Genomic DNA, 12,131 nt, shown 5'->3' on the forward strand with positions numbered 1-12,131 from the left:
ACCGAAACGAGCACCATCGCCATGAGTACCAACACCGCGGCCGGACCGATCGCCATCGTGGGAGCCACGGGAGCGCAGGGCGGGGCGGTGGCCCGGGCGCTCCGCCGCCGGAACGTTCCCGTGGTCGCCGTGGTGCGGAACAGCTCCACGCCCGCGGCGCAGCAACTGGCCGGCCTCGGCGTCCGTTTGGTCGAGGGCGACCTGGATGATCCGGGGTCGCTCGATGAGCTGCTGACCGGTGCACGGGGCCTCTTCTCGGTGGTGCTCTCGGCCAAGGTCACCGACCCCGCCAGCGAGGTGCGGCACGGTGCCGCCCTGGTCTCGGCGGCCGCGCGCACCGGGGTGCACCACCTCGTGCACTCGTCGGTGTCGGGTTGGACGCCGGGACATTCCCGGGCCGACCGCGCTTACGACGAGGCCTACTGGAACGACAAGGAGGCCGTGGAGCGCGAAGCCCGGGAGTCAGGCATCCCGATCGTCACCCTGCTCAAGCCGGCCATCTTCATGGACAATTTCGTTCCGCCCCGGCTGGCCGGCATGTTCATCGAACAGGACACGGGGGTGCTCGCCGCGGCGACGGCGCCCCACGTGCCGCTGCCGCTGGTGGCCGTCGACGACATCGGGGAGGCCGCGGCGGCGGCGTTCGCGGCCCCTGACGTGTTCGACCGGGCGGAGGTCGAGCTGGCCGGCGACGTGATGACCTTCCCACAGATCGCCCAGGCGATGTCTGAGGCATCGGGGCGGAGCTTCCGCTACGTGCACACCAGCCCCGACGACCTCATCGGGCGCGGCCATCACCCCGGCTGGGTCGCCAAGCAGGTCTGGTACGAACAGGTCAATCACCGGGCTCGCCCGGCGCACAGTGCGGTGTTCGGGTTGCGACCGCGCACCTTCGCCCAATTCCTGGCCGCTCAAACCCAGCGCACGGTGTAGCCGCCTGCAGCCTGCCGCGGCACTGGTGGAGGGAACCGGGGAGGCGCAGAATGACCGGTAGGGCGGTGGATGCCAGTAGGCGTCCCGCCCGGTCGGAAGGTGATCCTGATGGTTGCGTTCTGGGTGCTCCTGGCACTCGCGGTGATCCTGCTGATCGTGCTGCTGGCCTTGTCGATCAAGGTGGTCACGCAATACGAGCAGGGCGTGCTGTTGCGGTTCGGCCGGCTGGTCGGCATGTTGAAGCCGGGCCTGCACTTCATCATCCCGTTCGTCGACGTGATGCACCGGGTGTCGCTGCGGATCGTGACCCTTCCCATCGAATCCCAGGGCATCATCACCAGGGACAACGTGAGCGTGGGGGTCTCGGCGGTCGCGTACTACCGGGTGATCGACTCGGTGAAGTCGGTCGTGGAGATCGAGAACGTGCGGTCGGCGATCGAGCAGATCGCCCAGACCACCCTGCGCAAGGTGGTCGGCCAGCACGCCCTGGATGAAACCCTGACCAACACCCAGGTGCTCAACGTGAGTGTGCGCGAGATCCTGGACGCCCAGACCCTCGGCTGGGGAGTGGCGGTGACCCTCGTCGAGCTCAAGGACATCCTGCTGCCGGACACCATGAAACGGTCGATGGCCAAGCAGGCCGAGGCCGAGCGGGAGAAGCGGGCCAAGATCATCAACGCGGAGGGGGAGCAGCTGGCCGCCGCGACCCTCGGCCAGGCTGCGGACATCATGATGGCGCATCCGATCGCCCTGCAGCTGCGCAACCTGCAGACCCTGGTGGAGATCGGCGTCGACAAGAACACCATCGTCGTGTTCCCGGCCCCGCTGATGAGCACCATCAGCGAACTCGGCACCTTCCTGGCCCGGGAATCCCGGAACGCGGCCGCCTCCGCCTCCGATACCGACTAGCGGCATCCGATTAAGAGGATTTAGTGAGCAATTGAGGACGGTGTGGCCGCAGGCGTCCTACTATCTCCACTATTTCCTGATTAGCGGCTCAGGCCACGGGGCGGCTAGCCCAGGGTCTAGTGCAGGGCGGCGGCGAGCACGGCGAGGTCTACGTCGTGGGTCTGGCCGGCGAGTTCGACGTGCCGGCCGTGGGCCAGGGCGGTGGCCAGGGCCCGGGCCGATTCGCGGATGAATTCCTGCGCGCGTTCGCCGCTCAGCACGACCGCGGGAACCCGGATGGCCTCGATCCGGTCGTAGGGGAGGAGGCCGTCGCCGAGGACGGCATCGTCGTAGGCGAGGGTGGGGGCGATCGCTTCGAAGCCGGCCCACATCGGCGCCTGCCGCATGCCCGCGATCTGCTCGGCCGGCACACCCACCCGGGCCAGGAAGAGGGCCATGGCGTCCCCGCGGCGTCCGTCGGCCAGGGCCTCGGCGAGCGCCCGGGAGTAGGCGATCGCGCCGGGGTCGAGGTCGATGCTCACGGGCACCTCGTAGACGGCCAGCACGGTGACCGCTGTGCCCAGTTCGGCGGCGGCGGCGAGGGCCAGCGCACCACCGCTGGACATGCCGAACAGCGCTGCCCGGCCGCCGGCCGCCCCGATCAGGGCGGCGATGTCGTCGATCTCCCGGTCGACCGCGAATGGCAGGGTATCGCCGCTGGCTCCCCGCCCGCGGCGATCGTAGACGTACACCGTGAACCGGTCGGCCAGGAGCGCGGCCAGCGGGCGCATGGGACCGGCATCGCGGTAGCAGGTGGCCCCGTCCACCAGGATCAGGGCCGGCCCGGTGCCGAGGCTGTCGAAGGCGATCGTGGTGCCGTCGCGGGATGTCACGGTGGGCATGGTGTCTCCTTCGCTGTCTCGGCAGGGTCGATGCTGCTGGCGGCCGAGCGCACGTGTTCGCTGATACCGTGCCACCGGGTGACCACAGCGGTCAACCGCTGGCGCCCGAATTCCGCGCGCGCCCGCACCGACGCGCCGCGCCCCGGGTCGTGCAGCACGGGGGAGCAGTTCGCGGGAGGATGTCTGCATGGCCATTACTGAGCAGCAGCCCTGGGTGAAGCACTACCAACCGGGCGTGCCCGCCGAGATCGACTACCCCACCACCTCGCTGGTCGAGATGCTCGAGCACGCGGTGGCGGAGGCCGGCGACGCCCCGGCCCTGGAGTTCTTCGGCCGCCGCACCAGCTACGCCGAGCTGGGCGCCCAGATCGACCGGGCAGCCGAAGGGTTGCGGCACCTCGGGGTGCGGGCCGGCGACCGGGTGGCCCTCATCCTGCCCAACTGCCCGCAGCATGTGGTGGCGTTCTACGCGGTGCTGCGCCTCGGCGGCATCGTCGTGGAGCACAACCCGCTCTACACCTCGCCCGAACTCCGCCACCAGTTCGAGGACCACCAGGCCCGCATGGTGATCGCCTGGGACAAGGTCGCCGCCACGGTGCGCGAGTTCCCGGCCGACATCGAGATCGACCACATCGTCTCCGTCAACCTGCTGCACGCGTTCCCCGCCCTCAAGCGGCTGGCGCTGCGCCTGCCGGTGAAGAGCCTGCGCGAGTCCCGCCAGGCGCTCACCGGCTCGGCCGCCGGAACCACCCCGTGGAAGGACCTGTTCCGCCGCGGCGCCATCGACCCGGCGCATCCCCGCCCGGGCCTGAACGACCTCGCCGCCATCCAGTACACCTCCGGCACCACCGGCCGCCCCAAGGGCGCCATGCTCACCCACTACAACTTGCACTGCAACGCGCTGCAGGGGGAGGCGTGGATGCACGGGGCCGAATACCGCAAGGAGGTCTTCTACGCGATCCTGCCGATGTTCCACTCCTTCGGCCTCACGCTGTACCTGACCTACGGCATCCACAAGCAGGCGCTGATCGTGCTGTTTCCCAAGTTCGACCCGAAGACCGTGCTCGACACCATGAAAAAGACCCCGGCGACGGTGTACTGCGCGGTGCCGCCGATCTACGAGCGCACCGCGCTCGCCGCGAAGGAGCGGGGCATCTCGCTGCGCTCCTGCCGGTTCTGCATCTCCGGTGCCATGAATCTGCCCGACCACGTCGTCGAACTCTGGGAGTCGGTGTCCGGCGGGTTACTGGTGGAGGGTTTCGGCATGACCGAGGCGTCACCGGTCGCGATGGGCAACCCGTTCTACCCGACCCGGCGGCCCGGCACCGTGGGCATCCCGTTCTCGTCGACCCTGATGAAGGTGACCGACCCGAGTGACCCCACGGTCGAGGTGGAGCAGGGACAGCCGGGGGAGCTCCTGATCAAGGGCCCGCAGGTGTTCCAGGGCTACTGGAACAACCCCGAGGAGACCGCCAAGACCCTCACCCCCGACGGGTGGCTGCGCACCGGCGACATCGTGACCGTGGACGAAGACGGCTTCTCCACCATCGTCGACCGGGCCAAGGACCTCATCATCACGGGCGGCTTCAACGTGTCGCCCACCGAGGTGGAGACCGTGCTGCGGCTGCACGCCTCGGTGACGGATGCCGCGGTCTTCGGCAAGACGCTCGAACGCGGCGGCGAGATGGTGGTCGCGGCCGTCGAGCTCGAGCCCGGCGCAACCCTGGACGAGAAGGCCCTGCAGGATCACTGCCGGGAGCACCTGGCGGCGTACAAGATCCCGCGCCGGATCGTGCAGATCACCGACACCCCGCGCACCATGCTCGGCAAGGTGCTTCGCCGCAAGGTGCGCGAGCAGGTGCTGCCGACCCTCTGACGTCCCGCCGACGTCTCGACGCATCCGCCCTGCCCGCCCGGACTGGCCCATTTTCGCTAGTGTTCCGGCTCGTCAACTAGCAATTCTGGGCCACCCAACAGAACGTGCATTGTGGGTGGCCCATTTTTGCTAGTACCGGTGTGCTTCGCACTAGCAAAACTGGGCCAGTCATGTTGGAGGAGCCGTGTTGGGGGTGCGCGGCTGATGGACGCTTGACTTTCCGATACTCACCGATATATCGTTAAGTATCGCGGAAGTTCCGCGACGCGCGCCCGCGGCAGCTGCCCGGGTCGCGCACACCGCGAAAGGACGATTGCGATCATGAAGCGCACTCATCACAACAACAATTCAGATTTCGGCCACCCCGACTTCGGCCGGTCCGGCTTCTCCCCGGAGATGCACCGGGCCCACCACGATTCAGGCGCCGGCCACGGCCGTGGCTTCGGCCGCGGTTTCGGACCGGGAGGCCCCGGCTTCGGCGGCTTCGGTCCCGGCTTCGGCCCCGGCGGTCCCCGCGGCTCGCGCCGCGCCAACAAGGGCGACGTGCGCTCGGCGATCATCTCGCTGCTCGCCGACCAGCCCTCCAACGGCTACGGACTCATCCGGGCCATCGAGGAGAAGACCGGTGGCGCCTGGCGCCCCAGCCCCGGTTCGATCTATCCCACCCTGCAGCAGCTCGTCGATGAGGAACTCATCTCACCGACCGGCGACGGCAAGCGCACCGACTATGCGCTGACCGAGGCGGGCCGGGCCTACCTGGCCGAGCACGCCGACGAGCTGCAGAAGGCCTGGGACGCGACCCCGGGGCAGTCCGACGCCGACGCGGCGTTCCACGAGAGTGTCGGCAAGCTCTTCGGCGTCGTGCACCAGTTCCGGTCCTCCGCGACGGATGCCCAGCGGGCCGCCGCGAGCGAGAAGCTCGATGAGGTTCGCCGGGCGCTCTACCTCATCCTCGCCGACTAGCGGCGTGAGGCCGGTGGCGACCGATGCCTGGGCCGGCCGGTAACCGGTCGGCTCAGGCGCTGGCGAGCCAGAGGTCCGGACCGAAGACCTCGTAGTGGATCCTCGCGGCCGGCACCCCGGACGCCAGCGCCTGGGCCCGCATCGCGCGCATGAACGGCAGCGGACCGCACAGGTACACGGACGCATCCAACGGGATGGTCACGGAATCCAGTGACATGAAGCCGGCATGCGCGGTGTCCTTGGCGCTTGGCGCCTCGAGCCAGAGCTCCAGCTCGGCCGCTTCCAGGATCGCGACATCGGCGCGCATCTGCTCGCGCAGCGCCCAGCGCTCGATGGTGCTTTCGGCATGCAGCACCAGTACCTCGCGCTCGGAGCCGGTCTCGACCAGGGAGCGCAGGATCGACGCCAGCGGGGTGCAGCCGATGCCGGCCGAGGCCAGCACCAGGGGGCCGTTGCCCGTGCTGAGGGTGATGTCGCCGCACGGGTTCGACAGGGTCAGCTGGTCGCCGACCTGCACGTCCCGGTGCAGCACGGGGGACACCTCGCCGTCGTTGTCCAGCTTGACCGTGAACACCCGGGTCCGGGTGTCGGTGCCGGCCGAGAGCGAGTATTGCCGCACCTGGCGGATGCCGTCGGGCATCCGCACCGTCACGCCCACGTACTGGCCGGGCCGGGACGCGGACGCGGGGGTGTCGTCGGCCGGCACCAGAGTGAAGGTGATGGCGTCGCTTCCGGCGGGATCCTTCCGGGTGACCGTCCACGGCGCGAGCGGTTTGTCGCTGGCCGCTGCGGCGTACAGGCCCTTCTCCTGCTTGATCAGGGCGTGCGCCATCAGCCAGTAGACCTCGGTCCAGGCGGCCGCAATCTCGGCGGTGAGAACATCGCTGAGCTCGTGCGCAATGGATTCGAAGAGGTACTGGTACACCACGTCGTACTGTTCGGGCAGGATCCCGAGGGAGACGTGTTTGTGGGCGATGCGGGAGAGCATGATCTCCGGCGCGCTGGTGGGGTCCTTCACGAGGTGCGCGGCGAAGGCGGCGATGCTGCCGGCGAGGGCCTGCTGCTGCACGCCGCTTTTCTGGTTCGACCGGCTGAACAGGCCGTCGAAGAGCTCCGGATGCGCGGCGAACATGCGGGCGTAGAACCCGGTGGCGATGGCGGGCAGCCGTTCGCCGACCAGGGGGAGCGTGGCTTCGATGAGGGGGTGGGACGTGGGGGACAGCATGCCGGCTCCTGGCTGTGGGGAGTTGTGCGGGTGAACGGGGAGTCTCACGGTAACAACCGTCACCCCCGTTCGGGGGAGGCGAAAGCCTCTGGTGCCGACGCCGGCCGATACCGGAACCGGGCATCGGTGCGAGGGCGCGGCAACGGGTACAGACTGTCCGCATGTCCACCGTTGTGCACCTGGTGCGGTCGTTCATCGCGCCCCTCACCCGCACCCGATTGTTCCGGGCCCTCGCCCCGACGGTGCTGCCACCGATCGAACGCCTCCTGAACCGGGCCAGCCGCGGGCGGGTGCAGTTGAGCGCGCTGCTGGTGCCGTCGCTCGTGCTGCACTCCACCGGGGCGAAGTCCGGCCAGCCGCGCGAGTCCGCGCTGATGTACACCCCCGACGGGCACGGCCGGGCGATCGTGGCCGGCACGAGTTTCGCCCGCGAACGACACCCGGCCTGGACGTACAACCTGCTCGCCCATCCGGATGCCGCCATCACCGTGCACGGCCGCACGGTGCCGGTGCGGAGCAGCCTCATCGCGCCCGATGCCCGCGACGCGGCCTGGCATCGCATCGAAACGCAGTGGCCGGGTTACCGCGGCTACGAGCGCGACTCCGGGCGCACCGTCCGCCTGTTCCTGCTGCGGCCGGTCGCCGAGAGATCGATGACCGGGCCATGACCGGCGCGGCACTGATCCTCGGTCCCATGCTGCGGTACGTCGATGCGTCCACCGCTGCGGTGTGGGTGGAAACGGCCGATGCCGCGCTGGTCACGGTGCGGGCGGCCGGCCGGGCCTGGTCGGCTCGCACCTTCGCCGTGCACGGGCACCACTTCGCGCTGGTGCACGTGGACGAGCTGGAGCCGGGGACGGTCACGCCCTACACCGTCGACATCGACGACGAGGAGGTGTGGCCGCCGGCGAACTGGCGATACCCGGCATCCTTCATCACCACACTGGCGCCGGGCGCTCCGATGCGGATCGGGTTCGGGTCCTGCCGCACCAGCGTGCCGCACGATACGAACGGCAACCATAGCCACGGGGTGGATGCGTTGCGCACGTTCGCGGTGCAGATGGCCGCCCGGCCGGAACGGTTCGCCTGGCCGGACCTGATGCTCTTCCTCGGCGACCAGGTCTACGCCGACACCACCAGCGAGCAGATGCAGGAGTTCATCCGCGCCAAGCGGGACCCGGCCGAACCGCCGGGCGAGGAGCTGGCCGATTTCGAGGAGTACGCCCATCTCTACGGGCTGGCCTGGTCCGACCCGGCGAACCGCTGGCTGCTCTCGACGGTGCCGACCGCGATGATCTTCGACGACCACGACATCCGCGACGACTGGAACGCCTCGCTGAGCTGGAAGCGCGAGATGGAGCAGACCTCCTGGTGGCACCGGCGGCTGGTCGCCGGCCTGGCCTCGTATTGGGTGTACCAGCACCTCGGCAACCTATCGCCGGCCGAACGGGCGGCCGATGAGATCTGGCGGCTGGTCGCGGCGCACGACGACGACGCCGAGCTCGACCTCAGCGACCCACTCGACCGGTTCGTCGAGCGCGCCGACTCGGAGCCGTCCAGCTACCGCTGGAGCTACTGCCGCGACCTCGGCGACAGCCGGCTGATCGTGGTCGACTCCCGCGCCGCGCGGGTGCTCGACCCGGCTCGGCGTGCCCTCATCGACGAGGACGAGTCGACCTGGCTCGACGAGCGGATGCGCGGCGGCTTCCGGCACCTGTTGGTGGGCACGTCGCTGCCGTTCCTCCTGCCCACCGGGCTGCACCACCTGGAGTCCTGGAACGAGGCGACCGCCGAGGGGGCCTGGGGCCGGCGGCTGGCCGGAATCAGCGAGAAGCTGCGCCAGGCGCTCGACCTGGAGCACTGGGCCGCGTTCCAATCGAGCTTCCGCCGCGTGGCTCACATGATCACCGAGGTGGCAGACGGCCGGCGCGGCCCGGCACCGGAGAGCATCGTCTTCCTCTCCGGGGACGTGCACTACTCCTATCTCGCCGAGGTGCAGCGCTCCACCGGCAGTCGCATCGTGCAGGCCGTCTGCTCGCCGATCCGCAACCCGCTGGCCCTGCAGCTGCGCTCGTTCTCCGCGGTGCTGTCCTACGCCATTGCGAACCGGCCCAGCGAACTGCTGGCCCGGTCGGCCGGTGTGCCGTCCGCGCCGCTGGCGTGGCGGGGGATCCGTGGCCCCTGGTTCGAGAACTGCCTCGCCAGTGTCGCCGAGACCCCGCAGGGGCTGCGGATGCGGTGGATCACCGGGGTGGTCCGGGACGGCGATGAGGCGCATCCGACCCTCAAGACGATCGCCGATGTCACCCTCGCTCCGCGCGCCGCCCGGCGCCACGCGGGCCGGTCCCGCTGACTCGTCGATTGACCGGCGTTCCCGTTTGGCGAGGAAAATCAGTCGAACCAATTTTGGGCGGGTTTGAGCGGCGAAACACGGCAACACCGGCGCGGGTTCGCGCAGACAAATCGTTCTGATCAGGGTTTTCTCTGACCCTGCAGAAGTGCGCGGAAAAGGCAAGGGTATTTGGGGGCCTCGGAGGACATTCTCGGCACAAAGTGAGGATGTATGCAGAAACATGTTGCAGGGTGGTGACTTCGCCCGGGCGGGCCCCCGCCTGTGGAACGTCGACTAAGAATCGCACCGGCTACAGCGCCACACCCGAGCTCATCCGTGCCCGCTGCGATTCGCCCTGTGAAAGACATACTGAACCTTGACTTCGCCGTTTTCCCGCCCATCCGCCAGCCCCGACGAGACCGTGGGGGAGGCGCCCGGTAACACCCGGGCCACGAACACCCACCGTGCCCGCATGACCCGCCGCACCGCGGCCGGTGTCGCGGTGCTTGTCGTCGGCGCAATGGCCGGCACCGGTTTCGTGCTGCAGCCCGCGATGGCGGCCCAGAACGACCGCGTCGCCGAGACGGCCGCGCTCACCGAGAGCACCGGACTGCACTCCGAGCAGCTGCGCAGCTACAGCACGGTCGCCACCGCGCACGCCGACAAGGCCGCTGAGGGCACCATCGCCGGCGCCACCGCCGTGATCACTGCCGCGCAGAACAAGACGGACGCCACCGACCTGGCCACCAGCGTGGCCATGCTGAGCAACTACAAGCAGCTGGCGCCCGAGCGCATCTACGACCTCGTCGACACGACGAACACGCAGGTGCCGCCGGTGCAGTCCGCGACGGCTGAGGCCGACCGCATCGCCGCCGAGCAGGCCGCTGCTGCCGCCGCTGCCGCTGCCGCAGCCGAGGCCGCCGCCCAGGCTGCCGCTGAGCAGGCCGCTGCCGAGGAAGCTGCCGCAGAGGAAGCCGCCGCGGCGAGCGCCGCCCAGGAAGCCCAGGCCGCCCCGCAGGCCAGCAGCGCACCGGCCCCGTCTGCCCCGTCGGCTCCGACGAACCCGAGCGGCGCGCAGGCGATCGCCCGCGACATGATGAGCGCCAAGTACGGCTGGGGCGGCGACCAGTTCGGCTGCCTCGTCAGCCTCTGGGACAAGGAGTCCAGCTGGAACGTGAACGCCTACAACGCCTCCAGCGGTGCCACCGGCATCCCGCAGGCGCTGCCCGGCAGCAAGATGGCCTCGGCCGGCGGCGACTGGGCCACCAACCCCGCCACCCAGATCTCCTGGGGTCTCGGCTACATCTCCGGCACCTACGGCACCCCGTGCGCGGCGTGGGCCAAGTCCGAATCCGTCGGCTGGTACTAACCCACCGCCCCGGCATTACGCCCTGAACGGCCCGCGAACCTCGAGTTCGCGGGCCGTTTGCCGTTCCGGCGTCCGCCCGAGCGCATTTGCGCTACGGGCTGCCGCACCAGCGAGGGCGGGCGTACTCTCGGGGCATGAAACGTGCGTTCGCGTTCCTCCTGGTGCTCGGTCAGGTGCTGCTGCTGGTGGCCCTGCTGATCATTCCGCACGGCACGGTATGGCCGGTCAACGGCTTCGTGCTCGCCACGGCGATCGCACTCGGTGCGGCGGGCATAGCCCTGGCGGTGCGGGGGTCCACCACCCTCGGGCCCGCCATGACCGCCAGCCCGATCCCGCGCGAGAACGTGCCGCTGGCCACGCACGGGGTGTACGGCCTCATGCGCAATCCGATCTACACCGGTCTGATGGCGGCCGGGCTCGGCCTGGTGCTGGTCGGGTCGTCTCTGCTGCACATCCTGGCCTGGTTCGCCCTGGTGGGCCTGTTATCCGGCAAGGCCAGGTGGGAGGAGCGGATGCTCGTCGACGAGCATCCGGCGTACTCGGAGTACGCGGCACGGGTGGGCCGGTTCCTGCCCGGCCTGGGGCGGATTCGCTGAATCCGGGAACGATTCGCGGGCGTAAACCGTTACCCCCAGCATGACGACACCGCTCTCCATTCTCGACCTCGCCCCCATCGCCCCCGGCCAGACCATCAAGGAGAGCTTCGCCGCCAGCGTCGCCCTCGCCCAGGCCGCCGAAAAGCACGGGTACGAGCGGGTCTGGTACGCCGAGCACCACAACATGCCCACGATCGCCTCGTCGGCCACCAGCGTGCTCGTTGGCCACGTCGCCTCGCAGACGTCCACCATCCGCCTGGGTTCCGGCGGCGTGATGCTGCCCAACCACTCGCCGCTCACCATCGCCGAGCAGTTCGGCACCCTGGCCGAGCTGTACCCCGGCCGAATCGACCTGGGCCTCGGCCGGGCGCCGGGCAGCGACCAGACCACCGCCAGGGCGATGCGCCGCGATCCGCGCGCGTCCGACCAGTTCCCGCAGGACGTGATGGAGCTGCAGGCGTACCTGCGCGACGAATCGATCATCCCCGGCGTCAGGGCGGTCCCTGGCGCCGGCACCAACGTGCCCCTGTACATCCTCGGGTCGTCGCTGTTCGGCGCCGGCCTCGCTGCCGCGCTCGGGCTGCCGTACGCCTTCGCGTCGCACTTCGCGCCCGGCTCCCTGTTCGAGGCCGTCGCCACCTACCGTCGGGACTTCCAGCCCTCGGCGCAGCTGGCCGAACCGTACCTGATGGTGGCCGCCAACGTGATCGCGGCCGACGACGCGGCGGATGCCACGCAGCAGTTCGAGATCATGCGCCGCTCCCGGGTGCGCGGCATGATCAGCCGCGGCCCGGCGACGCCGGACTACTCCGACGAGCAGATCGACGCGTTCCTCACCACCACCGAGGGCGGCCGCCTCGCCGACATGATGCGGTACACGGCCGTGGGCACCCCCGCCGATGTGCGCACCTTCCTCGACGACCTCGCCGCGGCCACCCAGGCCGACGAGCTCATCGTCGCGCACGCGTCACAGGGCATCGCCGACCGGCTGCGCTCCGTCGAGCTCACCGCCGGCGCCATGGCGGGCGCCCTGGCCTGAGCCGGGCC

At 69.8% G+C, this 12,131-nt stretch carries 11 protein-coding genes; 9 read left to right on the plus strand and 2 right to left on the minus strand.

What is annotated here, in order from left to right; translation table 11 throughout:
• Positions 1 to 21: 21 nt before the first annotated feature.
• Both ACU5E9_RS00760 and ACU5E9_RS00765 read left to right on the plus strand, forming a co-directional pair.
• Positions 22 to 933: an NmrA family NAD(P)-binding protein gene (locus ACU5E9_RS00760; protein WP_456811747.1), complete on the plus strand. Its 912-nt coding sequence runs from the start codon at positions 22 to 24 to the stop codon at positions 931 to 933.
• A 108-nt stretch (positions 934 to 1,041) separates the two neighbouring features.
• Positions 1,042 to 1,842: a slipin family protein gene (locus ACU5E9_RS00765; protein ID WP_456811748.1), complete on the plus strand. Its 801-nt coding sequence runs from the start codon at positions 1,042 to 1,044 to the stop codon at positions 1,840 to 1,842.
• Positions 1,843 to 1,958: 116 nt separating this feature from the next.
• Here the strand turns inward: ACU5E9_RS00765 and ACU5E9_RS00770 are convergent, their stop codons facing one another.
• A complete protein-coding gene (locus tag ACU5E9_RS00770; RefSeq protein WP_456811749.1) occupies positions 1,959 to 2,723 on the minus strand; it encodes an alpha/beta fold hydrolase in 765 nt (254 codons plus the stop codon).
• A 187-nt stretch (positions 2,724 to 2,910) separates the two neighbouring features.
• Here ACU5E9_RS00770 and ACU5E9_RS00775 point away from each other — a divergent pair, with 187 nt between their 5' ends.
• Both ACU5E9_RS00775 and ACU5E9_RS00780 read left to right on the plus strand, forming a co-directional pair.
• On the plus strand, positions 2,911 to 4,599 hold the full coding sequence (locus tag ACU5E9_RS00775; RefSeq protein ID WP_456811750.1) for a long-chain-fatty-acid--CoA ligase: 1,689 nt from the start codon (positions 2,911 to 2,913) through the stop codon (positions 4,597 to 4,599).
• Positions 4,600 to 4,920: 321 nt separating this feature from the next.
• A complete protein-coding gene (locus ACU5E9_RS00780) occupies positions 4,921 to 5,562 on the plus strand; it encodes a PadR family transcriptional regulator (protein ID WP_456811751.1) in 642 nt (213 codons plus the stop codon).
• A 52-nt stretch (positions 5,563 to 5,614) separates the two neighbouring features.
• On the opposite strand, the gene ACU5E9_RS00785 is transcribed toward ACU5E9_RS00780, so the two are convergent.
• Positions 5,615 to 6,787, minus strand: coding sequence for a globin domain-containing protein (locus ACU5E9_RS00785; RefSeq protein WP_456811752.1), 1,173 nt, complete (start codon positions 6,785 to 6,787; stop codon positions 5,615 to 5,617).
• A gap of 161 nt (positions 6,788 to 6,948) precedes the next feature.
• Here ACU5E9_RS00785 and ACU5E9_RS00790 point away from each other — a divergent pair, with 161 nt between their 5' ends.
• The 5 genes from ACU5E9_RS00790 (at position 6,949) to ACU5E9_RS00810 (ending at position 12,123) form a co-directional block, all read left to right on the plus strand.
• The gene (locus ACU5E9_RS00790; protein ID WP_456811753.1) at positions 6,949 to 7,455 is read left to right on the plus strand and encodes a nitroreductase family deazaflavin-dependent oxidoreductase; all 507 of its coding nucleotides are present in this window, start codon (positions 6,949 to 6,951) and stop codon (positions 7,453 to 7,455) included.
• Positions 7,452 to 9,140 (plus strand): alkaline phosphatase D family protein, encoded by a 1,689-nt coding sequence (locus tag ACU5E9_RS00795; protein WP_456811754.1) that lies wholly within the window; start codon positions 7,452 to 7,454, stop codon positions 9,138 to 9,140. The genes ACU5E9_RS00790 and ACU5E9_RS00795 overlap by 4 nt, the downstream gene beginning before the upstream one ends.
• A gap of 355 nt (positions 9,141 to 9,495) precedes the next feature.
• Positions 9,496 to 10,488, plus strand: a complete 993-nt coding sequence (locus ACU5E9_RS00800) for an aggregation-promoting factor C-terminal-like domain-containing protein (RefSeq protein WP_456811755.1) — start codon at positions 9,496 to 9,498, stop codon at positions 10,486 to 10,488.
• Positions 10,489 to 10,622: 134 nt separating this feature from the next.
• Positions 10,623 to 11,084: a methyltransferase family protein gene (locus ACU5E9_RS00805; RefSeq protein ID WP_456811756.1), complete on the plus strand. Its 462-nt coding sequence runs from the start codon at positions 10,623 to 10,625 to the stop codon at positions 11,082 to 11,084.
• Positions 11,085 to 11,124: 40 nt separating this feature from the next.
• Positions 11,125 to 12,123 (plus strand): LLM class flavin-dependent oxidoreductase, encoded by a 999-nt coding sequence (locus ACU5E9_RS00810; protein ID WP_456811757.1) that lies wholly within the window; start codon positions 11,125 to 11,127, stop codon positions 12,121 to 12,123.
• Positions 12,124 to 12,131 lie beyond the last annotated feature (8 nt).

The sequence above is a fragment of the Cryobacterium sp. AP23 genome (assembly GCF_054075385.1).

Excerpts from the sequence above, each read along its gene's own strand:
- ACU5E9_RS00760 (WP_456811747.1), top strand. The coding sequence starts at position 22 with ATGAGTACCAACACCGCGGCCGGACCGATCGCCATCGTGGGAGCCACG.
- ACU5E9_RS00765 (WP_456811748.1), top strand. The coding sequence starts at position 1,042 with ATGGTTGCGTTCTGGGTGCTCCTGGCACTCGCGGTGATCCTGCTGATC.
- ACU5E9_RS00770 (WP_456811749.1), bottom strand. The coding sequence starts at position 2,723 with ATGCCCACCGTGACATCCCGCGACGGCACCACGATCGCCTTCGACAGC.
- ACU5E9_RS00775 (WP_456811750.1), top strand. The coding sequence starts at position 2,911 with ATGGCCATTACTGAGCAGCAGCCCTGGGTGAAGCACTACCAACCGGGC.
- ACU5E9_RS00780 (WP_456811751.1), top strand. The coding sequence starts at position 4,921 with ATGAAGCGCACTCATCACAACAACAATTCAGATTTCGGCCACCCCGAC.
- ACU5E9_RS00785 (WP_456811752.1), bottom strand. The coding sequence starts at position 6,787 with ATGCTGTCCCCCACGTCCCACCCCCTCATCGAAGCCACGCTCCCCCTG.
- ACU5E9_RS00790 (WP_456811753.1), top strand. The coding sequence starts at position 6,949 with ATGTCCACCGTTGTGCACCTGGTGCGGTCGTTCATCGCGCCCCTCACC.
- ACU5E9_RS00795 (WP_456811754.1), top strand. The coding sequence starts at position 7,452 with ATGACCGGCGCGGCACTGATCCTCGGTCCCATGCTGCGGTACGTCGAT.
- ACU5E9_RS00805 (WP_456811756.1), top strand. The coding sequence starts at position 10,623 with ATGAAACGTGCGTTCGCGTTCCTCCTGGTGCTCGGTCAGGTGCTGCTG.
- ACU5E9_RS00810 (WP_456811757.1), top strand. The coding sequence starts at position 11,125 with ATGACGACACCGCTCTCCATTCTCGACCTCGCCCCCATCGCCCCCGGC.